This window comes from Pseudomonas sp. 9.1(2019) (assembly GCF_009910445.1).
Classification (GTDB): Bacteria; Pseudomonadota; Gammaproteobacteria; order Pseudomonadales; family Pseudomonadaceae; genus Aquipseudomonas; species Aquipseudomonas paraversuta.
Genome location: NZ_VBWF01000002.1, coordinates 466,585 through 492,757, shown reverse-complemented (window position 1 = coordinate 492,757; position 26,173 = coordinate 466,585). Strand labels below are relative to the sequence as shown.

Sequence of the window (26,173 nt, the reverse complement as noted above, 5' to 3'; positions counted from 1 at the left end):
GCTCGTATGGATGAGTCATTGCATGTCTTTGTAGAATGCCAGACGCATCCGGTATTAAATCGAGCAACAGATGCAGGTGATTTTTTGCTGCGAGGTTTGCGGCACTTTTTGGCCTTTTCGCTAGTCTTAGCGTGGATCGCCGTGACAGCCGTCACATCACCTGTCTACGCTATCCTTGTGCGAGACTCACGCAGGAATACAGCGCTATATGAATGTCCTGATCGTTGATGACGAACCTCTGGCCCGCGAGCACTTGAGCGATGTGCTCCGTACGCTCGGGGGTTACACGTTGCTGGAGCCTGGCGCCTCTCATGGCGAAGAGGCATTGAGCCTGATCGAAAACCTCAAGCCGGATGTCGTGTTACTTGATATCCGCCTGCCGGGGCTCGATGGGCTGCAGGTTGCAGCCAAATTATGTGAGCGCGAATTACCGCCCTCGGTTGTCTTTTCCGTGGCCCCTGACGAATTTTCCCTGCAGGCCCTGCAAGAGAGCGGTGTCAGCTACGTGCTCAAGCCGGCAACCGCCGAAGCCCTGGTTGCTGCATTGAAAGAGGCGCACCGGCCCAACCGCGTTCAACTGGCGGCCCTCACCCGTCCTGCCGCGCAAACCGGCAGTGGCCCACGCAGTCACATCAGTGCCAGAACCCGTAAAGGGATTGAGCTGATTCCTATCGACCAGGTGATTTACTTTATTGCTGACCATAAATACGTGACCTTGCGCCACGAAGGCGGCGAAGTCCTGCTCGACGAACCACTCAAAGCCCTTGAGGACGAGTTTGGTCAGCGCTTCGTACGGATCCACCGTAATGCGTTGGTCGCCCGTGACCGGATCGAGCGTCTGCAGCGAACGCCGCTGGGGCACTTCCAGCTGTTTCTCAGGGGCTTGAATGGTGATGCGCTGATTGTCAGCCGCCGGCATGTCGCGGGTGTTCGCAAAATGATGCAGCAACTCTAACCCGCGCCAACAGGCGCGGGGCCGGGTTTTGGGCCAGGGAGGCCGGGTACTTCTGATACAAGTCAAAGCTGTTTTGGCTGAGCTGTTATTATCAGCCGTATCTTTTCAGTACGGATTGATCCATGTCCTCTCGCGAAATCCGCATCGCTACCCGTAAAAGCGCCCTGGCTCTGTGGCAGGCCGAATACGTCAAAGCCCGTTTGGAGAAGGCTCACCCGGCTCTTGTGGTGACGCTGGTGCCCATGGTCAGCCGTGGCGACAAGCTGCTGGACTCGCCACTGTCGAAAATCGGCGGCAAGGGTCTGTTCGTCAAGGAGCTTGAAACGGCTTTGCTCGAAAACGAAGCCGACATCGCAGTGCACTCGATGAAAGACGTGCCCATGGACTTCCCTGAAGGTCTGGGCCTGTTTTGCATTTGTGAGCGCGAAGACCCGCGCGATGCCTTTGTCTCCAATACCTTCGCCAGCCTCGACGATTTGCCCCAGGGCAGTGTTGTCGGCACCTCGAGCCTGCGCCGCCAGGCCCAGCTTTTAACCCGTCGCCCCGACCTCGAAATCCGCTTCCTGCGCGGTAACGTCAATACCCGTCTGGCCAAGCTGGATGCGGGTGAATATGACGCCATCATCCTTGCTGCTGCGGGCCTGATTCGTTTGGGCTTTGAAGATCGCATCACTTCGCCAATCAGCATTGAGCACAGTCTGCCGGCAGGTGGGCAGGGCGCGGTCGGTATTGAGTGCCGCAGCAGCGACCCTGAAATTCACGCCTTGCTGGCGCCGCTGCACCATGCCGACACGGCTGTGCGGGTCACTGCCGAGCGCTCGCTGAACAAGCATTTGAACGGTGGCTGTCAGGTCCCGATTGCGTGCTATGCGGTACTCGAAGGTGAGCAAGTCTGGCTCCGGGGTCTGGTGGGCGACCCTGGCGGAGGACTGCTCCTGAGCGCCGAGGCGCGTGGCCCGCAAAGTGCCGCTACGGAGCTTGGGGTACAGGTGGCTGAAGATCTGCTGGCTCAAGGAGCGGGTGCCATTCTGCAGGCGGTCTACGGTGAGGCAGGGCACGAGTGACAGGCTGGCGCTTGTTACTGACCCGGCCCGCTGACGAGTCGGCGGTTTTGGCGAGCGAGCTGGCCGCCGCCGGGGTTTCCAGCAGCAGCTTGCCCTTGCTGGCAATCCATCCGCTGGCGCTGACTGATGAGCAGTTGGAGCTGATTGCCAATATTGACCGCTATTGCGCGGTGATTGTGGTCAGCAAGCCGGCGGCCCGCCTTGGCGTTGCGCTGGTCAAGCAGTACTGGCGGCAAGCGCCCGCTCAAAAGTGGTTCAGCGTCGGTGCCGCCACGGCGCAGATTCTCACCGACCACGGCCTTGATGTTAGCTACCCTCAAAGCGGTGACGACAGCGAAGCCCTGTTGGCGCTGCCGGTGTTTATCCAGGCAGTCGGGTGTGCTGATCCCAGGGTTCTTATCCTGCGTGGCGAGGGCGGCAGAGAGCTGCTGGCTGACCGCCTTCGAGGTCTGGGTGCCCGGGTCGACTACCTTGAACTTTACCGTCGAGAGTTGCCGTCATACCCGGCGCAGGTACTGCCCGAGCGGGTCAAAGTGGAACGCCTGAACGGTCTGGTGGTCAGCAGTGGGCAGGGCTTTGAACATTTACACCGCTTGTCGGGCCTTGCCTGGCCCGGGTTGGCACGTTTACCGTTGTTTGTTCCAAGCCCTCGGGTTGCCGAGATAGCGCGCAGCGCAGGGGCGAAAAACGTTGTGGATTGTCGTGGCGCAAGTGCCGCGGCTTTGCTGGCGGCGCTACGGGAGCATCCCGTACCCGCTTTCTAATGCAAAGGATGGATACGTGAGCGATAGCGATACAGTCGTGCCAAAAGAACACGTGCAGCCGGCGCCGGAAGCGTTGGCTCAAAAGCCTGTTACGACGCCGGAGCGTCGGGGCAATGGCCTGGCCGTGGTTGCACTGCTGCTGGGTGCCGCCGGTGTGGCTGTCGGCGGTTGGGGGGTGTGGCAGGTGCGTCACCTGCAAACCAACACCGAACAACAACTGGGCGAAGTCCAGGCCCTGGCGGCACAAACACTGTCGATCAAGCAAACCGAGCAAGTCCTGCTGACGCGCCTTAACCAGCTGCCATCCGCCAGCGAGCTGGATAACCAGCGCCAGTTGGTCGTGCAGTTGCAAGGCGATCAACAGCGCCTCAATCAGCGCCTGGAGACGGTACTGGGCGCCAGCCGCAAGGATTGGCGTCTGGCCGAGGCCGAGCACTTGCTGCGCCTGGCCAGCCTGCGCTTGTCGGCATTGCAGGACATCAGCAGCGCACAGGCACTGGTGCAGGGCGCCGATGACATTCTTCGCGAGCAGAATGACCCCGGCTCTTTCGCCGCACGTGAACAGCTGGCCAAAAGCTTGACCGCATTGCGCAGCGTTGAGCAGCCGGACCGTACCGGGCTGTTCCTCAAGCTGGGCGCCTTGCGCGATCAGGTGGCAGACCTCAATGCATTGGCTCCGCAATACAAGGATGCTGGCGACTCGCTGCTGGGCCTTACGGCCGATGGCGATGGTGCGAGCCGCTGGGCGCAATGGTGGGATGAAATCTCGCACTACATCCGCATTGATTTCAACGCCGATAAAAATGTGCGGCCACTGCTGGCAGGTCAGAGCCTGACGCAGGTGCGCCTGGCCCTGAGTCTGGCGCTGGAACAGGCCCAGTGGGCCGCCCTGAACGGCCAGGAAGCGGTCTACGCCCAGGCTTTGGCGCAAGCGCAAGAAGTGCTCAAGGGCAACTTCAATCCGGACAATACGCAAAGCAAAAAAATCCTTGAACAGGTGATTGAGCTGAGCAAGCAACCGGTCACGGTGAAAACCCCGGATCTTGCTGGCACCTTGAGTGCGGTACAGGCCTATCTTGAGCGTCGCAACGTGAATGCTGATGAACCGGGCAAGGCGGCTGCCAACCCGGCGCAGGAGACCAGCCCATGAGACGCTTTTATGTGATTGTGTTTTTGTTGATTGCAGCTGCGGCCTGCATCGGCCTGGCAATCGCCGAAGACTCGGGCTACGTATTAATCGCCTACAAAAGCTTCCGTTACGAATCCAGCCTATGGGCCACTTTGGCGCTGCTGGTGGTGCTCTGGTTGCTGGTCTGGGGCATCAAGCTGCTGGTCGAGCTGGTCACGGCGTCGACCGGTCTGGTCAATCCGTGGTCGCGGCGCAACCGCAGCCGGCGCACGCAGATTGCCATCGAGAATGGGCAAATTGACCTCGCTGAAGGGCGCTGGGCCAGTGCCCAGAAACACCTGACACGCGCCGCCGAAGCCGAGCGCCAGCCTTTGCTGTACTACCTGGGGGCGGCACGGGCAGCCAGCGAACTGGGGCACTACGAAGAGAGCGACAACTTGCTTGAGCGTGCTCTGGAGCGTCAGCCCCAGGCCGAACTGGCGATAGCGCTGAGTCATGCCCAGTTGCAGATGGATCGCGCTGACACCCAAGGTGCGTTGACCACCTTGCAAGCCATGCATGAGCGCCATCCGCACAATGCTCAGGTATTGCGTCAGTTGCAGCGCCTGTATCAACAGCGTGGTGACTGGACGGCACTGATCCGGTTACTGCCCGAGTTACGCAAAGACAAAGTGCTGCCGGCCAGTGAGCTGGCGGAACTGGAGCGTCGTGCCTGGGGCAAGAATCTCAGCTTCGCGGCTCAGCGCGAAACCGAAGGCGAAGCAGGGCTGCAATCGCTTCAGCGCGCCTGGCAACAACTCACCTCAGCTCAGCGCCAGGAGCCCGCTCTGGTGCTGGCATACGCTGAGCAATTGCGCCGTCTGGGTGCGCAAGCCGAGGCAGAGGAAGTCCTGCGTGGAGCGCTCAAGCGCAACTACGACAGCCATCTGGTGCGCCTCTATGGCCTGCTGCGGGGCAGCGATCCAGTGAAGCAGTTGCAGACCGCAGAAGGCTGGCTCAAGACGCATCCCGGCGACGCCAGTTTACTGCTCACCCTGGGTCGTTTGTGTCTGCAAAACAGTCTGTGGGGCAAGGCGCGGGACTATCTTGAAAGCAGCCTGAAAATCGAGCGCAACCCTGAAGCCTGTGCCGAGCTGGCGCGACTGTTGGCGCAATTGGGCGACACGACACGCAGCAACCAGTTGTTTCAGGAAGGTTTGAATCTGCTGGATGAGCGTTTGCTGGCGCTGCCTTTGCCGGCTACGGCCACCAGCCTGTAAATGGCGCAGTCCGGCTTGCGCATGGGCGCAAGCCGGACGTTGCAGGTCAGATTGCGCGATACTGGCTGACATGTCTTACGAAGACCATTCGTAAGGATTACCTGATCTATTGGCAATTGCGTACGTTCTTTCGGACAGTTCCTAGCGGGCGACCTTGAAAGGGCTGATGGCTTTCATCTACCGTAATCGACTGTCTATTTTGTTACGGAAAAGCCATGTCCCTGGCATGCTCACGGTTCATTTTTCTTTTAGTGTTTCTGGCCGCGGCTTTGACCATGGGCGCTTCATTGTTCCTGGAATACGGGGTGGGGCTCGAGCCCTGCCTGTTATGCCAGGCGCAACGCGGCTTTTTGCTGGGGATATGCCTGGTCAACCTGATGGGCTATGTGCATGGCCCGCGTCGTGCGGGCATGTGGGGCTATTCCATTGCGTCCATGCTGCTGGCCCTGGGTGGCGCTGCGAGCGCACTGAGGCAGGTGCTGATGCAACGTCTGGCGCCCGAACAGCTGATGTTTTGCCAACCCGATCTGGCCAGTATCTGGCGCGACCTGTCCCTGAATGAAATTTTCTCGATGATCTATCGGGGAAACGATGTATGCGCACACATTAGCTGGACCGTGCTTGATCTGAGCATTCCCGAGCTAAGCCTGCTGGCCTTTGTCGGCTTGAGTATCGCTGGCGGCTTTCAGGTCGTCAGCTCGATTTACTATCGCAAACCCCGTGCGCCTGCGACCCGGAGTAGCAGTAAGTATTAAACGCTTGTATGAACATTCTCTCGTGGGTACCTTGAAGCAGTTGCCGTGCGGGCATAATCTGGCCCGCACGCATTATTGGAATTATGCCGCCCAATACCGGTGCGCTTTGCACATTTGGGTTCAGACAGGCCTGGCTACAGTCAGGCGGCGTGGGCCCACAAGGGAAGAGAGACCGTCATGCTAGAAAGATGTCAGAGTGCTCAGGAACGTTTTAATGGCGTCCACAAGCTAATTGATAACTGGTTGCATGAGCGCCGCGAACTTGTGAAGGCTTACGATGCCGTCGATGTAGAGCAAAGGTCTTCCAATCCCAAGCGTAAAACCCAAAAGGAGTTTTGCCAGGTATTGGTCGATTACGTTTCGGCAGGCCATTTCGAAATTTATGAGCAGCTGAACGACGAAGCCAAAGCGTTCGAAGACGATAAAGGCCTTGAAGTCGCCAGTACCATTTACCCAAGACTTGAAGCCATTACACAAGCCGCGCTGGATTTTAACGACCAGTGCGATGGCAAGGAACACCGTCCGGACTGCGAAAAGCTGGCGGCGAAATTCCAGGTGCTTGGAGAGCTGCTGCATGAGCGGTTTGAACTCGAAGACTGTCTGATTGAAGTGCTGCACAACGCGCACAAGCAAAAAGAAGAAGTTCAAGCCATCGAGGCTTAGGTGGGGCGGGGTTGAAAATGGTGCGCATGGCGCGCCATTTTTCGTTATGGGCCGCTCACTTTCTGATACCGAGCAACTCGACTTCAAATACCAGGGGCGTGTAGGGCGCGATCAGATCTCCCGCACCCTCTGTGCCGTAAGCCTGGCTGGAAGGTATTGCCAGCCGCCACTTGGCGCCGACCGGCATCTGCACCAGCGCACTGCGCCAGCCCGCGATAACGCTGTCCAGGCGAAACCACTGAGGCTGAGTGCTCTGGTCGAATATGGTGCCGTCCGGTAGCCGCCCCACATAGTTCACCAACACCGAATCCTGTACGCCGGGTCTGGCTCCTGTGCCGTGCTTGAGCTCGGTGAGGATGATGCCGTCAGCCAGCTCCCGTGCCTGTGGTTGCTGTTTTTCCTTCAACAAAAAGTCACGCTCGGCGCCGAGTGCCATTTCACTCTGCGGGCGGGCTGACGCGGTTTCGGCCTGGGCCTGATGCAGGGTGAGGATCTGCTCGATGCGCTCATCACTCAAGGCCAGCGGTTTGCCCTGGTAAGCCGTACGCAGACCTTCGATCAACGCCTGCAGTTGCAGTTCGGGGACTTCCTGACGCAGACGCTCACCCAGGCTTGCGCCCATGCTGTAAGCGAGGTCATGGGCAGCATCGGAGCCTGGCGTTGTGGCCGCATGGGTCAAAGGGGCAAGGCACAACAACGTCAAGAATAGGTAACGCGGCATGGGCACTCTCCGGCCTGAAGTGCGGGGGATTATGCCAGCGCTGACGCGCGCACTCCGGATTTTATTCGGGGTTTAAAAACGTTTGGCCACCCGACAAAATTACTCGGGGCGCAGCTTAAAGATTGATCTGGCACAAGTTTCTCAGTGCCATGCAACCCACAGCTATCGTTAGTGTCAACATGCCCTAGCGGCGCTTACTACAGAGGTCTAGTATGAGCCGCACTCACTTCAGCCAGGAGGTAAACCATGTCGGCCAACAAGAAGCCTGTTAATACGCCGTTGCACCTGCTCCAACAGCTCTCAGGCAGTCTGCTTGAGCATTTGGAAAACGCTTGTTCTCAAGCGTTGGCTGATGCTGAGAAACTGCTCGCCAAGCTTGAAAAACAGCGCGGCAAAGCTCAGGAAAAACTGCACAAGGCGCGTGAAAAACTGCAGGACGCTGCTAACGCAGGCAAGTCCAAGGCGCAGTCCAAAGCCAAGGCTGGGGTTAAAGAGCTCGAGCATCTGCTCGATACACTCAAGGATCGTCAGACCGAAACCCGTACCTACATTTTGCAGCTCAAACGCGATGCCCAGGAAAGCCTGAAACTGGCCCAGGGCATTGGCCGGGTCAAAGAGGCAGTAAGCAAAGCCCTGTCGACTCGCGATGCCAAGCCTGCAGCGTCGAGCAAAAAATCGGCAGCAAAAGCCTCCGCTAAATCCTCCGCGAAGGCCCCGGTCAAAGCAGCCGCCAAACCTGCCGCCAAAGCGCCTGCACAAAAGCCGGCAGCGAAACCTGCGGCCAGGCCGGTAGCAGCCAAAGCCCCTGCCGCCAAGCCAGCAGCCGCCAAAACAGCTGCTGCAAAACCTGCGGCCAAGCCGGCAGCGACCAAAGCGGTTGCGGCCAAAGCACCGGCTAAAGCCCCTGCCAAAGTCGCGGCCAAACCTGCGGTCAAAACCGCTGCCGCCAAGCCTGCGGCCAAACCAGCAGCCAAGCCTGCCGTAGCGGCCAAGCCCGCCGCCAAACCTGCTGCCGCCAAGCCTGCCGCAGCCGCCAAAGCGCCGGCCAAGCCTGTGGTTAAACCAGCCGCCAAGGCACCAGCCAAACCGGCTGTTAAAAAGCCTGTGGCAGCCAAGCCGGCCGCCACTGCTGCCAAACCGGCTACAACCCCCGCTGCGGCACCAGTGGCCACTGCGCCGGCGCCAACTCCGGCACCTGCAGCAACCCCGGCTACAACCCCCTCCAGCGCTTCCTAAGCGCGGTTGATTGCGGCGCGCAGCCTGTGCAGCGCGTCGCAATCAGGATGGCTGGCACTGCTCGCCATCTTGTTCAACCAGTCGCAATTGTCCCCGGACCGGGTTGACGACCAGCCTTGTGTTGCCGCCTCCAGGCGTTGCAACAACGTACGCTCAGCCTCCAGCTCCAAAGCCTTGACTTGCATGCGTAGCGCGCTCAGCGAATCATCCTGTGCGGCCGCATCGCGCCACCGGATCCGCAGCTGGCGTAACGGTTGCACCACTTCGCGTTGCCATGGCCCGGCGCAGACTTTTAAATGTTCAAGGCGCGCTTCGCTGCAAGCCACCCCGCGCTCTTGCAACCAGGCCGCACAGAGCAACAGGCACACATCCAGGCCCTGCGCTTGCAGGCTCAGACACGCTTGCTCTACCCCGGGCCGGGCATAGAGGTTCAAACAGTAATTCCACAGGTCAGTCTGCATAGTGCAATTCGCGCCAGTTGAGAGGGAAGCTGGTAGACTCCGCCGCCATTATGATCCGACTTCAGAACCTGACTTTACAGCGTGGCCCGCAACGTCTGCTAGAAGACGCCGAGCTGACCCTGCACGCCGGCCACAAAGCCGGTCTGGTCGGCGCCAACGGCGCCGGTAAATCCACTTTGTTCGCCTTGTTGCTGGGTGAGTTGACGCCTGATTCCGGGGATTGTCTGCTGCCGGCCGACTGGCGGATTGCCCACATGCGGCAAGAAATCGACACCCTCGACCGCATCGCGATCGATTACGTGCTCGATGGCGACTTGCGCCTGCGCCAGGTGCAGGCCGACCTGGCCAAGGCCGAAGCCGACGAGGATGGCGCCGCACAGGCGCGCCTGCATGCCGAGCTGGACAGCGCGGACGGCTACACCGCCGATGCCCGCGCCCGCAAAATGCTCGCCGGGCTGGGCTTCACCAACGAACAGATGGATCGGCCGGTAGCCGATTTCTCCGGTGGCTGGCGGATGCGCCTGAACCTGGCGCAGGCCTTGATGTGCCCGTCCGACTTGTTGCTGCTCGATGAGCCGACCAACCACTTGGACCTCGACGCCATCCTGTGGCTCGAAGACTTCCTCAAGAATTATCCGGGCACCTTGCTGCTGATCTCCCACGATCGGGACTTCCTCGATGCCGTGGTCGACAACATCGCCCACGTTGACCAGCGCAAAATCACCCTTTACCGCGGTGGTTACAGCGCCTTTGAACGCGCCCGTGCCGAGCGTCTGGCCCAGCAGCAACAGGCCTACGAGAAGCAGCAGGCGCAACGTGCGCACATGGAAAGCTACATTGCCCGCTTCAAGGCCCAGGCCACCAAGGCACGTCAGGCCCAGAGCCGGATCAAAGCCCTGGAACGCATGGAAGAGCTGAGCGCGGCCCATGTCGACTCGCCGTTCGATTTCGTGTTCCGCGAGGCGGTCAAACTGTCCAGCCCGCTGCTGGATTTGTCCGATGCCCGTTTGGGCTATGGCGACAAAACCATCCTGGAGAAGGTCAAGCTGCAGTTGGTCCCGGGCGCCCGTATCGGTTTGCTCGGCCCCAACGGCGCCGGTAAATCGACCTTGATCAAAAACCTCGCAGGCGAGCTGGAGCCGTTGTCGGGCCGTCTGGCCCGAGGCGAGAACCTGGTTGTCGGCTATTTTGCCCAGCATCAGCTCGACTCGCTGGACTCAAAAGCCAGCCCGTTGTTGCACATGCAGCGTCTGGCGCCGGCCGAGCGCGAGCAAACCCTGCGCGACTTCCTGGGCGGTTTTGATTTCCGTGGTGCGCGCATCGACGAGCCGGTACTGAATTTTTCGGGTGGCGAAAAAGCCCGTCTGGCCCTCGCGCTGATCGCCTGGGGCCGGCCGAACCTGCTGCTGCTCGACGAACCCACCAACCACCTTGACCTCGAAATGCGTCTGGCGCTGACCATGGCTCTGCAAGAGTTCAGCGGTGCGGTACTGGTGGTGTCCCACGATCGGCATTTGCTCAAAAGCACCACGGATGAGTTCCTGCTGGTGGCAGACGGCAAGGTGCAGGAATTCGACGGCGACCTCGAAGACTACGCCCGCTGGCTGGCTGATTATCGCTTGCGCAACGCGCCGGCCAGCAACACGCCGGTCAATCCTGACAAGACCGATAAAAAGGCTCAGCGTCAGGCTGCAGCAGCGCTGCGTCAGCAGTTGGCACCGCACAAGCGCGAAGCTGACAAGCTTGAAAGCGAACTGGGCAAGGTCAATGAAAAACTGGCCAAAATTGAAGCCAGTCTGGGCGACAGCGGCGTCTACGAAGCCGCGCGCAAAGACGAATTGCGCGAGTTGCTGGCCGATCAGGCCAAGCTCAAACAGCTGGAAGGTCAGCTCGAAGAGCGCTGGATGGAAGCCCTGGAGCTGCTGGAAACCCTGCAGGCCGAGCTGGAAGCCCTGTCCTGATGGAAGCCCTGCATTTGCCAGTCCCCGCCGAGCTGATAGCACCGCTGTGGCTTGCCCTGCAGATCTTGCTGATCCTGCTGGCGGGGTACTTCTCGCAGCGCATCGTGGCCCGGTTCCTGACCCGACTGAGCGAGCGTTATCCGTTCCCGCCGCAGCTGCTGATGCCGCTGCGGGGCGGCTTGCGCTGGTTCATCATGGGCAGTGCCTTGATCTTCGTTCTCGAGCGCCTCGGCGTTTCGGCCACGGTGCTGTGGACGGCCCTCTCGGGTTTTGTCGCGGTTGCGGCGATTGCCTTCTTCGCCATGTGGAGCGTGCTGTCCAACCTGCTGTGTGCGGTGTTGATCTTCACCGTGGGCCCGTTTCGGATTGGCGACGTGGTGGAACTGCTCGACACCCTGGACAAGCCAGGGGTCAAAGGCCGGGTCGTGGCCATCAACCTGCTCTACACCACCCTGATCGAGCCTGCAGAATCCGGCAGTGGCAGCAGCATGGTGCAAGTGCCCAACAGCCTGTTCTTCCAGCGCTCTGTACGGCGCTGGCGCGAAGGCGATCTTTGACCCTGCCCGATGTGGGAGCTGGCTTGCCAGCGATAGCACCCTGCAGCAGCCCGGTCAGACCGTGTCGTGAGCATCGCCGGCAAGCCGGCTCCCACAGATAGCGGCCAACTACAAAAATCAGTGGTCAATTTTCAGCCAGCGCATTAGCTTAAGGACTTGTTACAGCATTTGTCCGAGGTGTGGGATGTCGTTGGAAACGTGGTTGGCCTTTTTCGCTGCTTGCTGGGTCATCAGCCTGTCGCCCGGTGCGGGTGCTATTGCTTCGATGTCGTGTGGCCTGCAATACGGTTTCTGGCGTGGTTACTGGAATGCCCTGGGCCTGCAACTGGGTCTGGCACTGCAGATTGCGATTATTGCCGCCGGTGTTGGCGCAGTGCTCGCCGCCTCGTCCACCGCTTTCTATGCGATCAAATGGTTTGGCGTGGCTTACCTGGTTTACCTCGCGGTCAAACAATGGCGTGCATTGCCGGCGGACCTCAGCGATAACGCTGCCGTGCGCCCCATTGGCAAGCCGCTGGCGCTGATCTTCAGAGGATTTCTGGTGAATGTCAGCAACCCCAAGGCGCTGGTATTCATGCTTGCGGTCCTGCCGCAGTTCGTCGACCCGAGTGCACCGCTGGTGAGCCAGTACCTGACCCTGGGTGTGACCATGATTTGTGTCGACCTTATTGTCATGGCCGGCTACACCGGTCTGGCTTCGAAAGTCCTGCGCTTGCTGCGCACGCCTACGCAACAGCGACGCATGAACCGCACTTTTGCCGGTTTGTTCGTCGGTGCGGCAGGCTTTCTGGCGACGCTGCACCGCGCCACCAGCTAAAGATCTTGAGTCACGGTCATTGGAAGTGAACAATGTGTTACTTCTCATTTCCATCCGGATTTATTAATGACCGCCCGCTCGCGTTTTTTAGCCTGGCTGATAGTGCCAGTGTTCGCGTTGTGCAGCCTTGCTGTGTATGCCAACTCCCCGGAAGGCGCCTCACAAGCGCTGCATCTGATCGACTACATCGGTGCGGACTACCCGCCTACAGTTGAAGATGGCAAGGTCATCGATGACACCGAGTACCGCGAACAGCTGGAGTTTTTGACGGTTCTCAAGGGTCTGGTCGCAGACTTGCCGCACCGCCCTGAGCGTGCGGAACTGGTGCAGGGCGTCAGTGCCTTGCAGTCAGCCATTGAGCAGCGTACCGATGGTGCGAGCGTGGCCCGCGAGGCGCGCCAGTTGGGCGCCAGACTGGCACTGGCCTACGAGGTCAGCCAGGCCCCTGTCATCACCCCGGATCCGACCCGCGGTGCACCATTGTTTGCCCAGCATTGTTCGGTGTGCCATGGCCCGACCGGGGCTGGCGATGGCCCGGCAGGCGTCGGCATGACGCCACCACCGGCCAACCTGCGCGATGCACAACGCCTTGATCGTCTGAGCCTCTATGGGATTTTCAACACCCTGGGCCTGGGCATTGAAGGCACTGATATGCCGTCGTTTGCCGATCAGCTGGATGAGCGTCAGCGTTGGGACCTGGCGACCTATATCGCGGGGTTGAGTGTCAATCCGGCGGCTGCCAAAGCGGACAAGACGTACAACCTGGCAGACCTTGCCCGTCTCACACCTAACGAGGTGCTGGTTGCTGAGGGGCCTGAAGCGACCGCCACTTTCCGTGCTCAGCGCGCCGTGCCACCACAGGTCAAGCGCGGCCCGGCGCAGTTGCTCGATTACACCGCGCAAACCCTCGACAAAAGCCTGGCGGCCTATCGTGCCGGTGATCGCGAACAAGCCTACGACTTGTCGGTAGCGGCTTACCTGGAAGGTTTTGAGCTGGTCGAAAGTTCCCTGGATAACGTCGACAGCAACGTGCGTAAAAGTACCGAAAAAGCCCTGATGGCTTATCGGCAATCGTTGCAGGACGGCTTGCCCACCGAACAGGTGGAGCAGCGTCTGGACGCGGCCAAAGCCTTGCTTAAGCAGTCCGCCGGGCTATTGGGCAGCGATGGCTTGAGCTGGTCCCTGAGCTTTATCTCGGGCTTGCTGATTCTGCTGCGCGAAGGCCTGGAAGCGATTCTGGTGCTGGCGGCGATCCTCGCCTTCCTGCGTAACACCGGCCAGCAATCGGCGGTGCGCAGCGTCAATGCGGGCTGGGCCCTGGCTCTGGTTGCAGGCCTTGCGACCTGGGCGTTGGCGGCCTATGTGATTGATGTCAGTGGCGCCCAGCGCGAACTGCTGGAAGGCTGCACGGCCTTGTTTGCCAGCGTCATGGTGCTGTGGCTGGGGGTGTGGATGCACGACCGCCGCCATGCGGCAGCGTGGCAGGACTACATCAAGAGCAGCCTGGTCGGTGGTGGTGGGCGTTTCGGCTTTGCGATCCTGGCGTTCTTCTCGGTTTACCGGGAGTTGTTCGAAGTGATCCTGTTCTACGAGACCCTGTGGCTCCAAGCCGGTCCGGCAGGCCACAACGCGGTATTGGCGGGCGGTGCCACGGCGCTGGTGCTGTTGATGGGGTTGGCGTGGATTATCCTGCGCGGCTCGGCCAAATTGCCGCTGGCCCTGTTCTTCGGCATCAATGCCGCATTGCTGTGCGCACTGTCGGTGGTATTCGCCGGTCACGGCGTCAAAGCACTGCAAGAAGCCGGGATCTTTGGCACGCGGCCAGTGGCATTCTTCGAGTTTGACTGGCTGGGCATTCATGCCGATGCTTACTCGCTGGGCGCGCAGGCGCTGGCAATCGTGGCGATTATTGTGCTCTACGGCCGCAGCAAGCCGGGTGGCAAGCGCCCCGTGCACACCGCGTAATTGCCCCCATATCTTGTAGACGCGAGCTTTCAACAGCTCGCGCCTGCAAGTCATTTGATAAAGGAGTTTCCCCATGCGTGTCTGGATTGACGCAGATGCTTGCCCCAAGGCCGCGAAGGATCAAGTGATCAAATTCGCGCTCAAACGTCAGTTTGAGGTGGTGTTGGTGGCGGGGCAAAGCCAGGTCAAGCCGACGTACGCGCTGGTCAAACTGATTGTGGTGCCCAGCGGCCCGGATGCGGCGGATGATTATCTGGTGGAGCACGCGGTGCCCGGTGAGTTGGTGATTTGCAGCGATGTGCCCTTGGCCGACCGGCTGGTGAAGAAGGGCGTGGCCGCGCTGGACCCGCGGGGCAAGGAGTTTGACCCGCAAAACATGGGCGAGCGGCTGGCGGTGCGTAATCTGTTTACTGATCTGCGCGAGCAAGGCCAGATGGGCGGCGGGCAGGGCGCCTATGGCGAACGCGAAAAACAGGCGTTCGCCAATTCACTGGACCGGATCCTGACCCGGCTGGCGCGGGGCTGATCAGGCCTCGTGGGTCAGCTCCAGTACCCGGTCGACCATTTTGTTGATGCCTGAAGCTGCTTCGCTGATCGATTGGGCGAGCATATAGGCCGGGGTGCTGACCAGTTTTCGGGCTTTGTCCTCAACAATGTCAGTCACTTCGCACTCTTTGTGGGTTGCACCCATTTTGCCCACGGCTGCTGCTGTTTCAGGGTCTTTGCCGATGGTGCAGGTCACGCCAGGGCCGTAGATCTTGGCGGCTATGGCCGGAGAAATACACATCAACCCCACTGGCTTGCAGGCCTGGGCAAAGGCTTCGGCCAGGGCCAGCACGTCAGGTTGCACGGTGCATTCGGCGCCCCTGGCGGCAAAGTCAGAAAGATTTTTTGCCGCGCCAAACCCGCCCGGAACGATCAGCGCATCAAAGTCATCGACATTGGCTTCACGAATATCCTTGATCTCACCGCGCGCGATCCGCGCCGACTCCACCAGCACGTTGCGCGACTCGGGCATCTCGTTGCCGGTCAGGTGGTTGATCACATGATGCTGGGCGATGTCGGGTGCGAAACACTGCACTTTGGCGCCGCGCTGGTCCAGGCGCAGCAGGGTGATGACGCTTTCGTGGATCTCGGCACCGTCGTAGACGCCGCAGCCAGAGAGAATCACGGCAACTTTTTTGTGGGTCATGTTGGGTCTCCTTGTTCGTGGCGTTAATGTCGCCTGATTTGGCGTTTGACGCCATAGGGGGTTGTCCCGGGAACGCCTACGCTTGGTTGATCTTGGGGTGAGGTGTGCAATGAAGCTGATTCTGTATGCAGTGCCGTTCTTCTTTGTGCTGATCGCGGTGGAGTTGCTGGTCGACCGCTGGCGTGCAATGCCTACCTATCGCCTTGCAGACACGATCAACAGCCTGAGCACCGGGGTGCTGTCGACCACCACCGGGTTGCTGACCAAGGGTGTAGGACTGGTTACTTACGGCGTCGCCCTGAAATATCTGGCAATTACCGAACTGCCTGAAGACAGCCTGTGGGTCTGGCTGTTTGCCTTTGTATTCTACGACTTCTGTTACTACTGGCATCACCGTCTGGGGCATGAGCGCAACGTGCTGTGGGCCGCGCACTCGGTGCATCACCAGAGTGAGGACTACAACCTGTCCACGGCCCTGCGCCAAACCAGCACCGGCTTTATATTTGGCTGGATTTTCTACCTGCCAATGGCCGTTTTGGGGGTGCCGTTGTTGGTGTTCGTTACGGTGGCGACCCTCAATCTGCTCTATCAATTCTGGGTCCACACGCGGCATATCCCCAAGTTGGGCTGGTTCGAGTGGTTCTTTGTATCGCCGTCCAATCACCGGGCTCACCATGCGCAAAATGCTCTCTACATGGATCGCAATTACGGCGGGGTGTTCATTTTTTGGGATCGCCTGTTTGGTACCTTTCAGGAAGAGGACGACGCCGAGCCAGTGATTTTCGGGGTCACGACACCGCTCAAGAGCTGGAATCCGCTGTGGGCCAACTGGCAGTTCTATGGTCAGTTGCTGGCGGATGCGCGGCGCACCCAACGCTGGCGGGACAAGTTGCGTATCTGGTTTATGCCCACCGGTTGGCGGCCTGCGGATGTCGCCGCGAGGTACCCGCTGCACAAGTCGGACCTGAGCCAGTTCGAGAAATTCGAAGTGGCATTGCCGCCTCGCCAGCAGCTGTATATCGCGCTGCAATTTGTGGTCTATGTGGCGCTCGGCAGTTATCTGCTGAATCTGGGCGAGACTTTGCCGCCGACGGCGTTGATTTTGGGGTGGGGATATATGGGGCTGGGTTTGTTTGTGCTGGGGGCCGGGCTGGAGAACCGGCCCTGGGCACTGAAGCTTGAATGGCTGCGCCTGGCGCTGAACCTGCCACTGCTGTGGCTCGCCCCGTGGGCGGGACTATGGCCGGCCAGCGCACTGGGCTGGGCCGGCCTGTTCAGCTACAGCCTGTTAAGCGTGGCCGGTCTCTATATGTGCAGAAACCGGGTTACTCAGCTGGCGGGTTGTTAGCTTCCTCAGCGGCCCGGATTTTTTCTTCGAGAGCAGCCTTTTTGGTCAGACGGGCATTTTTGAAGCGCCGACGCGCCCACAAGCCCAGGCCCAGTACCAGCAAGGCGCCCAGCACCCATAGCTCATACTTCTTGACGCTGCCCAGCAGGCCCTCAAGCACGGCACCGAAGTGGTAGGCGGCGGTTGCCAGGGCAATGGCCCAAATGGCTGCACCAATACCGTTGAGCAGCAAGTAGCGGCCCGGCGGGTAGCCCGACAGACCAATGGCTACAGGCATGACGGTACGCAGGCCGTAGACGAAGCGGAAACTCAAGACCCAGATATCCGGGTGCTTGCGAATGTGCTCCAGTGCCTTGTCGCCCATGAGTTGCCAGCGCGGTTTTCGCGCCAGTAATTTGCGGCCGTGCTTGCGCCCCAGGAAGTACCACAGCTGGTCGCCGGCATAACTGCCGAGGAATGCCACGATCATCACCAGCTTGAGGTCCATGTATCCGCGGAACGCCAGGAAGCCTGCGAGAACCAGAATGGTCTCACCTTCAAAGAACGTCCCAAGGAACAGGGCGAAGTAGCCAAACTCTTGAAGAAATTGTTGGAGCATTGTCTGGATGCTGGCGAAATGAACGCGCAGCCTACGCCTTAAGGGACATTCAGGAAAGTATCGAAATGTGTCTTGGCGTTAACAATTCCTACAAATGGTGTGTATTTGACTTACATCATTGGTGTTGTCATCTAGTGTTCATGGCGGGTGGATATAACCATCGCGCGTAGCTGTTTTGAGTGCTCAACCTGTGGCGGCTGGCAGGCCCACGATCCTGCAACGCCGGGCAGTCACGGTCGCCGGCAGGCCGGCTCACTGAAGATCGCGGCCATAGCTCAGAACAATTTCGACAAATCACCCTCTAACTCGGCTCCAGCCCGCATAAAGCGACTTCGAGCGGTTTAAACCCACTGGCGTTGGTGGCATTCTGGCAGCTCGATTGCACGCGCCGCTTAACTGTTACGAGAGTCAAACCCGCTCTTACAGGAACACTCAATGAATACCGAAGGACAGACAGAACTCGTTGCTACAGAGGCCGAGCCGGTTGTTGAACCGGTCGCTCAGACCCCGCCCGTGCCGCAAGGTCACGTCGCTGTCGTGCCTGAGGCGCCTGCGGCGCACCCGACGATTGCCATTCCGGGTCTGGATGACAGCAGTCTGTATATCCACCGCGAGCTGTCGCAGTTGCAGTTCAACATTCGCGTGCTGGAACAGGCGCTGGATGAGTCCTATCCGTTGTTGGAGCGATTGAAGTTCCTGCTGATTTTCTCCAGCAACCTGGATGAGTTTTTCGAGATTCGTGTCGCGGGCTTGAAGAAGCAAATTACCTTCGCCCGAGAGCAGGCGGGCGCTGACGGCCTGCAGCCGCATCAGGCGCTGGCGCGGATCAGTGAGCTGGTACATGGCCATGTCGACCGCCAGTACGCGATCCTCAACGATATCCTGTTGCCCGAGCTTGAAAAGCATCAGGTGCGCTTCATTCGCCGCCGCCACTGGAACACCAAGATCAAAGCCTGGGTGCGCAAGTTTTTCCGCGACGAAATTGCGCCCATCATCACCCCGATCGGCCTTGATCCGACGCATCCTTTCCCGTTGCTGGTCAACAAGAGCCTGAACTTTATCGTCGAGCTGGAAGGCATCGACGCCTTCGGCCGTGATTCGGGTCTGGCAATTATCCCGGCCCCGCGCCTGTTGCCGCGGGTGATCAAGTTGCCTGAAGACGTCGGCGGTACAGGGGACAACTACGTGTTCCTGTCCTCGATGATTCATGCCCACGCCGATGACCTGTTCCAGGGCATGAAGGTCAAGGGCTGCTACCAGTTCCGCCTGACCCGCAACGCTGACCTGTCGGTGGACACTGAAGATGTAGAAGACCTGGCCCGCGCCCTGCGTGGCGAGTTGTTCTCGCGTCGCTATGGCGATGCGGTGCGTCTGGAAGTGGCCGACACTTGCCCCAAACATCTGTCCGATTACCTGCTCAAGCAGTTCAACCTGCATGAGACCGAGCTGTATACGGTCAATGGCCCGGTAAACCTCACGCGCCTGTTCAGCATCACCGGTCTGGACAGCCATCCCGAGCTGCAATACACGCCATTCACTCCGGCGATTCCGAAGCTGTTGCAGAACAGCGAGAACATTTTCAGCGTCGTCAGCAAGCAGGATATTTTGCTGCTGCACCCGTTTGAGTCGTTCACCCCTGTGGTTGATTTGTTGCGTCAGGCCGCCAAAGACCCGCATGTACTGGCTGTGCGCCAGACCCTGTATCGCAGCGGTGCCAACTCTGAAATCGTTGATGCGCTGGTGGATGCTGCGCGTAACGGCAAAGAAGTGACTGCCGTTGTGGAACTGCGTGCGCGATTTGACGAAGAGTCCAACCTGCAGCTGGCCAGCCGCCTGCAAGCTGCCGGTGCCGTGGTGATCTATGGCGTGGTCGGTTTCAAGACCCACGCCAAAATGATGCTGATTCTGCGCCGTGAGGCGGGGGAGATCGTGCGTTATGCGCACCTGGGTACCGGTAACTACCACGCGGGCAACGCCAAGCTCTACACCGACTACAGCTTGCTGACATCGGATGACGCGCTCTGCGAAGACGTCGGCAAGTTGTTCAGCCAGTTGATCGGCATGGGCAAGACCTTGCGCATGAAAAAGCTCTTGCATGCACCCTTCACCCTGAAGAAGGGCATGCTCGACATGATTGCCCGTGAGACCCAGTTCGCGTCGGAGGGCAAACCTGCGCATATCATCGCCAAGTTCAACTCCCTGACCGACCCGAAAATCATCCGGGCGCTGTACAAGGCCAGTCAGGCCGGGGTGCGGATCGATTTGGTAGTGCGCGGGATGTGTTGCCTGCGGCCGGGTATTCCGGGGGTCTCGCACAACATTCATGTGCGCTCGATCATTGGTCGCTTCCTGGAGCACACGCGGGTGTTCTACTTCCTCAATGGCGGCGAAGAGCAGATGTTCCTGTCGAGCGCTGACTGGATGGAGCGCAACCTGGATAAGCGGGTCGAAACCTGCTTCCCGGTGGAGGGCAAAAAGCTGATTCTGCGGGTCAAGAAGGAGCTGGAATGCTATCTGACGGACAACACCCACAGCTGGAGCCTGCAATCGGACGGCCGTTACATTCGTAACACGCCCACCGGGAATCAAAACCCGCGCAGTGCCCAGGCAACCCTGCTGGAGCGTCTGAGCCTGCCGGTGTTGACGGTGAGCACCGGCCCATCGGTGTAAACCCCGGCCCTGCAGCAGCCTGCCAGCCTGGCGATGAATAAGCCGCGGTTATTCTTGAGCACCGCGTTGATACCATCGCCAGGCAAGCTGGTTTCTGCAGAAGTGTTTGCTTGATCAGGACACTGTCAGAACAATCCCGACCCGGGTCAGCCATTGGGCTTCTTGCTCGAAGTCGGCCTGGGTCAAGGGGTTTTGCTCCAGCCAGCCTTCGGGGAAGATCACCTCGAGATGGTCGCCCTCGGCACGCAGCTTCACCTGCGACGCTTCCTGATTGCCACGGATGTGGTAGAACAAAATCGCAAAGCGCAGCAACACGCACAGGCGAATCAGCTTGATGCCTTCGGCGCCGAACTCGGCGAATTTGTCCTTGGGAATGTTACGGCGATGGCCGCGTACCAGCAGCGCGAGCATTTGCTGGTCTTCACGGGAGAACCCGGCGAGGTCGGAGTGCTCGATCAGATAGGCGCCGTGTTTGTGGTAGTGGTAGTGGGCGATATCCAGCCCGACTTCATGCACCTTGGCCGCCCAACTCAACAGTTCACGCCAGATCCCGTCCTTGAGCTCCCATGACTTGGCCACTTGATCGAAGGCACGCAGCGCTTTGCGCTCGACCCTTGCGGCTTGTTCGCGATCTACGTGGTAGCGGTCCATCAGCGAGCTGAGGGTGCGCTCACGCACGTCTTCATGGTGATGACGGCCCAGCAGGTCATACAGCACGCCCTCACGTAGCGCGCCGTCGCAATGGTCCATGCGCTGCAGTTCGAGGGAGTCAAAGATGGCCTCAAGAATCGCCAGGCCCGCCGGGAAAATGGTACGACGGTCAGGCTTGATGCCTTCAAAGTCGATTTTGTCCGCTTCGCCCAGTTTGAACAGTTTGCGCTTGAGCCAGGCCAGCCCTTCGGCGTTGACTTCACCGTTGCCGTGTCCGCCAGCCTTGAGGGCCAGGCCGATGGCGCGAATGGTGCCGGAGGAGCCGATAGCCTCGTCCCAGGTCAGGCGGTGCAGCGCGTGCTCAATACTCATGATTTCGAGGCGGGCAGCGGTATAGGCCTGGGCGTAACGGGCCGGAGTGATTTTGCCGTCGCGGAAATAGCGCTGGGTGTAACTCACGCAGCCCATTTGCAGGCTTTCGCGCAGCAGCGGTTCAAAGCGCTGGCCGATAATGAATTCGGTACTGCCGCCGCCGATGTCAGCGACCAGGCGTTTGCCCGGAGTATCGGCGAGGGTGTGCGATACGCCCAAATAGATGAGGCGCGCTTCTTCTCGGCCAGAAATGACCTCGACGGTGTGACCCAGGATCTCTTCTGCGCGCACGATGAATTCGTTGCGGTTGCGGGCTTCTCGAAGGGCGTTGGTGCCCACGATTCTCACGGCGCCCAACGGCATGCCGTTGATCAGTTGGGCAAAGCGCTTCAGGCAATCAAGCCCGCGCTGCATGGATTCTTCGTTGAGTTTGCGTTCTTCGTCGATGCCGGCAGCTAATTGAACCTTCTCACCAAGTCGCTCCAGGATACGGATTTCTCCGTTCTGGGCCTTGGCCACCACCATGTGAAAGCTGTTAGAACCCAGATCAATAGCGGCGATCAGGGATGGATTCTTGCTTTGGGATTGGGGCATGGTTGAAGGGTCTCGGTCGATAACTTCGCCATCGTGCCACGATCAAACGCTCGCGCCAACGCGTAGTATCAGATGCATTGATGTGGCGCACGTAAGCAATGACGTTAGCTGCTCCCGGCCGGTTCGTATTTTGCTGTGCGATTCTTCTTTTTTGTAGAAGCGTGCTGTTAATCCCTTTGCACGGCTCGCGAGCAAGCTCGTTCCTGCAGCGGGTTGGTGCCGATGAAATTCGCCAGCTCCGTGGGCTTTACCCTGATGCATAAACCCCCGTTTGTCCCCGACTTCCCGGGCGAAGCGCATTTCATGGGTCGCCGCAATCGGGCCCGTCCCGTCGATGGCGCCGGGGCAAAGGTACGGGCGATACCTTTGCTCAAGCAGCTCTATAGTAAGAGTCAATCAAGGGTCAGCTTCCTGAACGCGGTGATGACAGCTATGATGTGCTACGTTTTTGCTTACAACCACGGAGACTTCCATGAGCAGCGATCTTATTAAACACGTCACCGACGCTAGCTTTGAGGCCGATGTTCTCAAGGCTGAAGGCGCTGTACTGGTCGACTACTGGGCTGAATGGTGTGGCCCTTGCAAAATGATCGCGCCAGTTCTGGACGAGATCGCCGAGACTTACAAAGGCAAGTTGACTATTGCCAAACTGAACATCGATGAGAACCAGGAAACCCCGGCCAAGCACGGCGTACGTGGTATTCCAACGCTGATGTTGTTCAAGAACGGCAACGTCGAAGCCACCAAGGTTGGTGCATTGTCGAAGTCGCAGCTGGCAGCATTCCTCGACGCCAACATTTAAGCGTCGATAAAAGCCCCGCAAAATGCGGGGCTTTTTCATGGCTCAGGGACTAGACGCTATGAAACTCAAGTGGTACATTCGGCCCCGCACTGGTTTCTCCACTGCCCCCTGCAAGCCGTCGCCGACGCACTCCTTATCGAATTAGTACGCGATCCTGTCGCCTTCTCTGCGGCGCGGCCTCATTAAGCCAAAAGCTTAATTTCCCCCTCCATAAATGATTACGTCATTCCTATATGAACCTGACTGAACTCAAGCAAAAGCCGATTACCGAACTGCTCGAATTGGCCGAACAGATGGGCATAGAAAATATGGCCCGTTCGCGCAAGCAGGACGTGATTTTCTCCCTGCTCAAAAAGCACGCGAAAAGCGGCGAGGAAATCTCCGGTGATGGCGTGCTGGAGATTCTCCAGGACGGCTTCGGCTTCCTCCGTTCCGCTGACGCTTCTTACCTGGCCGGCCCAGACGATATTTATGTCTCGCCAAGCCAGATTCGACGCTTCAACTTGCGCACCGGCGACACCATCGTCGGTAAAATCCGTCCGCCAAAAGAAGGCGAGCGGTACTTCGCCCTGCTGAAAGTCGACACGATCAACTACGATCGTCCAGAGAACGCGAAAAACAAGATTCTCTTCGAGAACTTGACCCCGCTGTTCCCGACCGTACGCATGAAGATGGAAATCGGTAACGGTTCCACCGAAGATCTGACCGGTCGTGTGATCGACCTGTGCGCCCCGATCGGTAAAGGTCAGCGTGGTCTGATCGTTGCTCCGCCAAAAGCGGGCAAGACCATCATGCTGCAGAACATCGCGTCCAACATCTCGCGTAACAACCCTGAAGTGCACTTGATCGTTCTGTTGATCGACGAGCGTCCGGAAGAAGTTACCGAAATGCAGCGTACCGTTCGTGGCGAAGTGGTTGCTTCCACGTTCGACGAGCCACCAACCCGCCACGTGCAGGTTGCTGAAATGGTGATCGAGAAGGCCAAGCGCCTGGTCGAACACAAAAAAGACGTGGTGATCCTGCTCGACTCCATTACCCGTCTGGCTCGTGCCTACAACACCGTTATCCCTAGCTCCGGCAAGGTACTGACCGGTGGTGTCGATGCTCACGCCCTTGAGAAGCCAAAGCGTTTCTTCGGTGCTGCGCGAAACATCGAAGAAGGCGGCTCGCTGACCATCATCGCTACCGCGCTGGTTGAAACCGGCTCGAAGATGGATGAAGTGATCTACGAAGAGTTCAAAGGCACCGGCAACATGGAACTGCCTCTGGACCGCAAGATCGCTGAAAAGCGCGTCTTCCCGGCGATCAACATCAACCGTTCCGGCACTCGCCGCGAAGAGTTGCTGACTGCCGATGACGAGTTGCAACGCATGTGGATCCTGCGCAAGCTGTTGCACCCGATGGACGAAGTTGCAGCCATCGAGTTCCTGATCGACAAGTTGAAGCAGACCAAGACCAACGATGAGTTCTTCTTGTCGATGAAGCGTAAGTAATACGTTTTCGGGTCTTAAAAAATGGCGTCCCTAGGGGCGCCATTTTTTTGCATTTAAAAGGAAGCTTTTGGGCTGGTACCGGTCAATAAAAACAATATTTCTGGATTTGGACATTGATGAGCTCTCTTGTATATCGCCGGGACATCGATGGCTTGCGCGCCATTGCCGTCATTGCTGTCGTCTTGTTTCACTTCGGGGTGCCGGGGCTGACCGGCGGGTTCGTCGGCGTCGACGTATTTTTCGTGATCTCGGGGTATCTGATCACCTCGATCATCTGGCGCCAGCGCGAGGCCGGTCGCTTCAGTTTCGTCGAGTTCTGGACCCGGCGTGCGCGGCGTATCCTGCCCGCATTGTTCGCCATGATTGCAGTCGTGCTCGCGGTGGGCTGGTTCTTGATGGCACCCAAGGACTACGAGCAACTGGGCCAGTCAGTTCGATACCAGGTGATGTTCGCCTCCAACCTGTTGTTCATGCGCCAGGATGGCTATTTCGATGTGGCCAGCGATTTAAAACCGCTGCTTCATACCTGGTCGCTGGCGGTTGAAGAACAGTTTTATATTGTTTTCCCGCTGCTGCTGACCCTGTTGGCCAGTCGCTTCAGGCATTGGCGTCTGGCCTTGTTTGGTGTGTTGCTGATCTCGTTCGGATTAAGCGTGTGGGCTGTTGCGCAACACCCTGAAAAGGCCTTTTTCCTGTTACCGATGCGGGCCTGGGAGCTGTTGGCTGGCGCGATGCTGGCGGTCGCACCGGTCAGTAAGACGCGCCTTACAGCCGCCGCCGCGCAATGCATAAGCTTGCTCGGGCTCGGACTGATCCTTATCGCGGTTTTCGCTTACGACAAAAACACCCCGTTCCCTGGAGCAGCAGCACTGTTGCCGGTGCTGGGTGTGGTTGCCCTGATTTGGGCCAATGAGCATCACAGCACCTGGGTAGGGCGTATTTTGAGTTCCCGCCTGCTGGTAGGGCTCGGCCTGATCTCGTATTCCTGGTACCTGTGGCATTGGCCGGTGTTTGTTTTCGCCAGCTATGCCGACGTGGATGAGCCAGGTCCTGTCCTCACCGGTGCGTTGATCGCACTGACACTGGTACTTGGATATTTGTCCTGGCGCTACATCGAAACCCCGTTTCGTGAGCGTCGATTGTTGGCAGGGCGGCGTCAGATTTTGCTCGCTGCGGGTCTGGGTATCCTGGTACTGGGACTGGCCGGGCAAACGCTGCGCTGGACTGACGGTTTGCCGTCCCGCTTGTCCGAGCATGCGTTGCAGTACTCCAATGCCAGCCACTGGCGTCCTGAGTTGATGGCCTGTATCACCGACGACAAGAGCCCTGCCGATACGCCTTTTTGCCGCTACGGCAATAGCGCTTCCGGGTTCGAGCCCGCGCAGTTGCTGGTTTGGGGGGACAGTCATGCCACGGCATTGATTCCGGCGCTGGACGCCAACGCCCGGCAGCACGGGGTTAACGTGATGCTGGCCAGTTCGGCGGGCTGTTTGCCCCTTGAGGGGTTGGAACATGGCGAGCGCTGTGCCAATTACAACCGTCGCGTGGAGCAGGCCCTGAAGACGGAACCGTTCACGGATGTATTGTTGGTGGCCCGCTGGGGCCTGTACCTATATGGCGACGCCAAGGGCGATCACGGCCATGCACTGAAGGGTGCCGATGGCCGTTATGACCCAGCCGTTGCCGAGCAGAGGCTTGCTGACGGCGTGCGGGCCAGGGTGGAGCAGTTGCGCAAGGCCGGCTATCGGGTCTGGCTCATGAAAGATGTACCGCTGCAGCCGTTCAATCCGCCGTACCGACTAAGCCGCCTGGCCATGCTGCATAAACCGACAGCCGACGTTGGATTTCCATTGGCCGACCACCTCAAGCAAAAAGCATTCATTAACCGCTTGTTCGCGCAAATTGCAGCAGCTGACGCCGGTGTCATGGTGCTGGATCCGACCCCGGCGCTTTGCGACGCCTCGGGTCTGTGTCGTGCGCAGCGCGATGGTCATTCGTTGTACACCGACGACAATCATCTGTCAGAGGCGGGTGCCCGGTTAATGCTGCCAGTGTTGGCGCCGGTGTTCGAAGAGGCGGCAGCTCAAGAGTTGACCGGCGTGAGTGAGGTGAATACGGCCCGCTGAGCAGCGATAAGCTGCCAGCT

Annotated in this window: 23 protein-coding genes and 2 pseudogenes; 19 read left to right on the top strand and 6 right to left on the bottom strand. The window is 59.2% G+C overall.

The window, feature by feature from the left end; all coding sequences use genetic code 11:
* Positions 1–89: 89 nt before the first annotated feature.
* From FEZ21_RS02940 to rsd, 8 genes and pseudogenes are all read left to right on the top strand, one after another.
* Positions 90–212, top strand: a pseudogene (locus FEZ21_RS02940) (sensor histidine kinase); the annotation flags it as partial.
* Entirely contained in the window at positions 209–955 is a 747-nt protein-coding gene (locus FEZ21_RS02935; RefSeq protein ID WP_160626417.1) for a LytTR family DNA-binding domain-containing protein, read from the top strand. The pseudogene FEZ21_RS02940 and the gene FEZ21_RS02935, both read left to right, overlap by 4 nt.
* Before the next feature lie 122 nt (positions 956–1,077).
* A complete protein-coding gene (gene hemC / locus FEZ21_RS02930) occupies positions 1,078–2,019 on the top strand; it encodes a hydroxymethylbilane synthase (protein WP_160626415.1) in 942 nt (313 codons plus the stop codon).
* Entirely contained in the window at positions 2,016–2,783 is a 768-nt protein-coding gene (locus FEZ21_RS02925) for a uroporphyrinogen-III synthase (RefSeq protein ID WP_160626413.1), read from the top strand. Before hemC ends, FEZ21_RS02925 begins: the two co-directional genes overlap by 4 nt.
* A gap of 16 nt (positions 2,784–2,799) precedes the next feature.
* A complete protein-coding gene (locus FEZ21_RS02920) occupies positions 2,800–3,933 on the top strand; it encodes a uroporphyrinogen-III C-methyltransferase (RefSeq protein WP_003438247.1) in 1,134 nt (377 codons plus the stop codon).
* On the top strand, positions 3,930–5,171 hold the full coding sequence (locus tag FEZ21_RS02915) for a heme biosynthesis protein HemY (RefSeq protein WP_003438249.1): 1,242 nt from the start codon (positions 3,930–3,932) through the stop codon (positions 5,169–5,171). The genes FEZ21_RS02920 and FEZ21_RS02915 overlap by 4 nt, the downstream gene beginning before the upstream one ends.
* Before the next feature lie 215 nt (positions 5,172–5,386).
* Positions 5,387–5,926, top strand: a complete 540-nt coding sequence (locus FEZ21_RS02910) for a disulfide bond formation protein B (RefSeq protein WP_010656885.1) — start codon at positions 5,387–5,389, stop codon at positions 5,924–5,926.
* 177 nt (positions 5,927–6,103) lie between these two features.
* Entirely contained in the window at positions 6,104–6,589 is a 486-nt protein-coding gene (gene rsd / locus FEZ21_RS02905) for a sigma D regulator (protein WP_160626435.1), read from the top strand.
* 55 nt (positions 6,590–6,644) lie between these two features.
* Here the strand turns inward: rsd and FEZ21_RS02900 are convergent, their stop codons facing one another.
* Positions 6,645–7,310, bottom strand: coding sequence for an FKBP-type peptidyl-prolyl cis-trans isomerase (locus FEZ21_RS02900; protein ID WP_160626411.1), 666 nt, complete (start codon positions 7,308–7,310; stop codon positions 6,645–6,647).
* A gap of 246 nt (positions 7,311–7,556) precedes the next feature.
* Between FEZ21_RS02900 and FEZ21_RS02895 the strand changes: the two genes are divergently transcribed.
* Entirely contained in the window at positions 7,557–8,546 is a 990-nt protein-coding gene (locus FEZ21_RS02895; RefSeq protein ID WP_160626409.1) for an AlgP family protein, read from the top strand.
* Here FEZ21_RS02895 and FEZ21_RS02890 read toward each other — a convergent pair.
* Positions 8,543–9,007: a TIGR02444 family protein gene (locus FEZ21_RS02890; protein ID WP_160626407.1), complete on the bottom strand. Its 465-nt coding sequence runs from the start codon at positions 9,005–9,007 to the stop codon at positions 8,543–8,545. The two genes, FEZ21_RS02895 and FEZ21_RS02890, sit on opposite strands and share 4 nt — an antisense overlap.
* A 50-nt stretch (positions 9,008–9,057) precedes the next feature.
* On the opposite strand from FEZ21_RS02890, the gene FEZ21_RS02885 reads away from it, so the two are divergent.
* The 5 genes from FEZ21_RS02885 to FEZ21_RS02865 all read left to right on the top strand — a co-directional run bounded on the left by FEZ21_RS02885 (position 9,058) and on the right by FEZ21_RS02865 (position 14,833).
* Positions 9,058–10,968, top strand: coding sequence for an ATP-binding cassette domain-containing protein (locus FEZ21_RS02885; RefSeq protein ID WP_003438265.1), 1,911 nt, complete (start codon positions 9,058–9,060; stop codon positions 10,966–10,968).
* Positions 10,968–11,525: a mechanosensitive ion channel family protein gene (locus FEZ21_RS02880; protein WP_003438267.1), complete on the top strand. Its 558-nt coding sequence runs from the start codon at positions 10,968–10,970 to the stop codon at positions 11,523–11,525. The genes FEZ21_RS02885 and FEZ21_RS02880 overlap by 1 nt, the downstream gene beginning before the upstream one ends.
* 184 nt (positions 11,526–11,709) lie before the next feature.
* Entirely contained in the window at positions 11,710–12,342 is a 633-nt protein-coding gene (locus FEZ21_RS02875) for a LysE family transporter (RefSeq protein ID WP_003438269.1), read from the top strand.
* A gap of 66 nt (positions 12,343–12,408) precedes the next feature.
* Positions 12,409–14,307 carry a cytochrome c/FTR1 family iron permease gene (locus FEZ21_RS02870; RefSeq protein WP_160626405.1) on the top strand — a complete coding sequence of 633 codons (1,899 nt, stop codon included), beginning with the start codon at positions 12,409–12,411 and terminating at the stop codon, positions 14,305–14,307.
* 73 nt (positions 14,308–14,380) lie between these two features.
* Complete coding sequence (locus FEZ21_RS02865) at positions 14,381–14,833, top strand: YaiI/YqxD family protein (RefSeq protein WP_003438273.1); 453 nt, start codon at positions 14,381–14,383, stop codon at positions 14,831–14,833.
* Here FEZ21_RS02865 and elbB read toward each other — a convergent pair whose 3' ends face one another.
* Entirely contained in the window at positions 14,834–15,499 is a 666-nt protein-coding gene (elbB, locus tag FEZ21_RS02860; RefSeq protein WP_003438276.1) for an isoprenoid biosynthesis glyoxalase ElbB, read from the bottom strand.
* Positions 15,500–15,608: 109 nt separating this feature from the next.
* Here elbB and FEZ21_RS02855 point away from each other — a divergent pair, with 109 nt between their 5' ends.
* A complete protein-coding gene (locus FEZ21_RS02855) occupies positions 15,609–16,847 on the top strand; it encodes a sterol desaturase family protein (protein ID WP_010656880.1) in 1,239 nt (412 codons plus the stop codon).
* Here FEZ21_RS02855 and FEZ21_RS02850 read toward each other — a convergent pair.
* Positions 16,825–17,445 carry a DedA family protein gene (locus FEZ21_RS02850; RefSeq protein ID WP_003438283.1) on the bottom strand — a complete coding sequence of 207 codons (621 nt, stop codon included), beginning with the start codon at positions 17,443–17,445 and terminating at the stop codon, positions 16,825–16,827. The genes FEZ21_RS02855 and FEZ21_RS02850 overlap by 23 nt on opposite strands.
* Positions 17,446–17,880: 435 nt before the next feature.
* Between FEZ21_RS02850 and ppk1 the strand changes: the two genes are divergently transcribed.
* Positions 17,881–20,115: a polyphosphate kinase 1 gene (gene ppk1, locus FEZ21_RS02845; protein ID WP_003438285.1), complete on the top strand. Its 2,235-nt coding sequence runs from the start codon at positions 17,881–17,883 to the stop codon at positions 20,113–20,115.
* A gap of 114 nt (positions 20,116–20,229) precedes the next feature.
* Here ppk1 and ppx read toward each other — a convergent pair whose 3' ends face one another.
* Both ppx and FEZ21_RS02835 read right to left on the bottom strand, forming a co-directional pair.
* Positions 20,230–21,732 (bottom strand): exopolyphosphatase, encoded by a 1,503-nt coding sequence (gene ppx, locus FEZ21_RS02840; RefSeq protein ID WP_003438287.1) that lies wholly within the window; start codon positions 21,730–21,732, stop codon positions 20,230–20,232.
* Between the two features lie 228 nt (positions 21,733–21,960).
* Positions 21,961–22,071 (bottom strand): annotated as a pseudogene (locus tag FEZ21_RS02835) (amino acid ABC transporter ATP-binding protein); the annotation flags it as partial.
* 133 nt (positions 22,072–22,204) lie between these two features.
* Here FEZ21_RS02835 and trxA point away from each other — a divergent pair.
* From trxA to FEZ21_RS02820, 3 genes are all read left to right on the top strand, one after another.
* Positions 22,205–22,534 carry a thioredoxin TrxA gene (gene trxA, locus FEZ21_RS02830; protein WP_003438289.1) on the top strand — a complete coding sequence of 110 codons (330 nt, stop codon included), beginning with the start codon at positions 22,205–22,207 and terminating at the stop codon, positions 22,532–22,534.
* 233 nt (positions 22,535–22,767) lie between these two features.
* Positions 22,768–24,027 (top strand): transcription termination factor Rho, encoded by a 1,260-nt coding sequence (rho, locus tag FEZ21_RS02825; protein WP_003438291.1) that lies wholly within the window; start codon positions 22,768–22,770, stop codon positions 24,025–24,027.
* 116 nt (positions 24,028–24,143) lie between these two features.
* On the top strand, positions 24,144–26,153 hold the full coding sequence (locus tag FEZ21_RS02820; protein ID WP_160626403.1) for an acyltransferase family protein: 2,010 nt from the start codon (positions 24,144–24,146) through the stop codon (positions 26,151–26,153).
* Positions 26,154–26,173 lie beyond the last annotated feature (20 nt).

Excerpts from the sequence above, each read along its gene's own strand:
- ppk1 (WP_003438285.1), top strand. The coding sequence starts at position 17,881 with ATGAATACCGAAGGACAGACAGAACTCGTTGCTACAGAGGCCGAGCCG.
- rsd (WP_160626435.1), top strand. The coding sequence starts at position 6,104 with ATGCTAGAAAGATGTCAGAGTGCTCAGGAACGTTTTAATGGCGTCCAC.
- FEZ21_RS02855 (WP_010656880.1), top strand. The coding sequence starts at position 15,609 with ATGAAGCTGATTCTGTATGCAGTGCCGTTCTTCTTTGTGCTGATCGCG.
- FEZ21_RS02850 (WP_003438283.1), bottom strand. The coding sequence starts at position 17,445 with ATGCTCCAACAATTTCTTCAAGAGTTTGGCTACTTCGCCCTGTTCCTT.
- elbB (WP_003438276.1), bottom strand. The coding sequence starts at position 15,499 with ATGACCCACAAAAAAGTTGCCGTGATTCTCTCTGGCTGCGGCGTCTAC.
- FEZ21_RS02915 (WP_003438249.1), top strand. The coding sequence starts at position 3,930 with ATGAGACGCTTTTATGTGATTGTGTTTTTGTTGATTGCAGCTGCGGCC.
- FEZ21_RS02890 (WP_160626407.1), bottom strand. The coding sequence starts at position 9,007 with ATGCAGACTGACCTGTGGAATTACTGTTTGAACCTCTATGCCCGGCCC.
- FEZ21_RS02935 (WP_160626417.1), top strand. The coding sequence starts at position 209 with ATGAATGTCCTGATCGTTGATGACGAACCTCTGGCCCGCGAGCACTTG.
- FEZ21_RS02900 (WP_160626411.1), bottom strand. The coding sequence starts at position 7,310 with ATGCCGCGTTACCTATTCTTGACGTTGTTGTGCCTTGCCCCTTTGACC.
- FEZ21_RS02895 (WP_160626409.1), top strand. The coding sequence starts at position 7,557 with ATGTCGGCCAACAAGAAGCCTGTTAATACGCCGTTGCACCTGCTCCAA.
- FEZ21_RS02870 (WP_160626405.1), top strand. The coding sequence starts at position 12,409 with ATGACCGCCCGCTCGCGTTTTTTAGCCTGGCTGATAGTGCCAGTGTTC.
- FEZ21_RS02820 (WP_160626403.1), top strand. The coding sequence starts at position 24,144 with ATGAGCTCTCTTGTATATCGCCGGGACATCGATGGCTTGCGCGCCATT.
- trxA (WP_003438289.1), top strand. The coding sequence starts at position 22,205 with ATGAGCAGCGATCTTATTAAACACGTCACCGACGCTAGCTTTGAGGCC.
- rho (WP_003438291.1), top strand. The coding sequence starts at position 22,768 with ATGAACCTGACTGAACTCAAGCAAAAGCCGATTACCGAACTGCTCGAA.
- FEZ21_RS02880 (WP_003438267.1), top strand. The coding sequence starts at position 10,968 with ATGGAAGCCCTGCATTTGCCAGTCCCCGCCGAGCTGATAGCACCGCTG.
- FEZ21_RS02875 (WP_003438269.1), top strand. The coding sequence starts at position 11,710 with ATGTCGTTGGAAACGTGGTTGGCCTTTTTCGCTGCTTGCTGGGTCATC.
- FEZ21_RS02865 (WP_003438273.1), top strand. The coding sequence starts at position 14,381 with ATGCGTGTCTGGATTGACGCAGATGCTTGCCCCAAGGCCGCGAAGGAT.
- ppx (WP_003438287.1), bottom strand. The coding sequence starts at position 21,732 with ATGCCCCAATCCCAAAGCAAGAATCCATCCCTGATCGCCGCTATTGAT.
- FEZ21_RS02910 (WP_010656885.1), top strand. The coding sequence starts at position 5,387 with ATGTCCCTGGCATGCTCACGGTTCATTTTTCTTTTAGTGTTTCTGGCC.
- hemC (WP_160626415.1), top strand. The coding sequence starts at position 1,078 with ATGTCCTCTCGCGAAATCCGCATCGCTACCCGTAAAAGCGCCCTGGCT.
- FEZ21_RS02885 (WP_003438265.1), top strand. The coding sequence starts at position 9,058 with ATGATCCGACTTCAGAACCTGACTTTACAGCGTGGCCCGCAACGTCTG.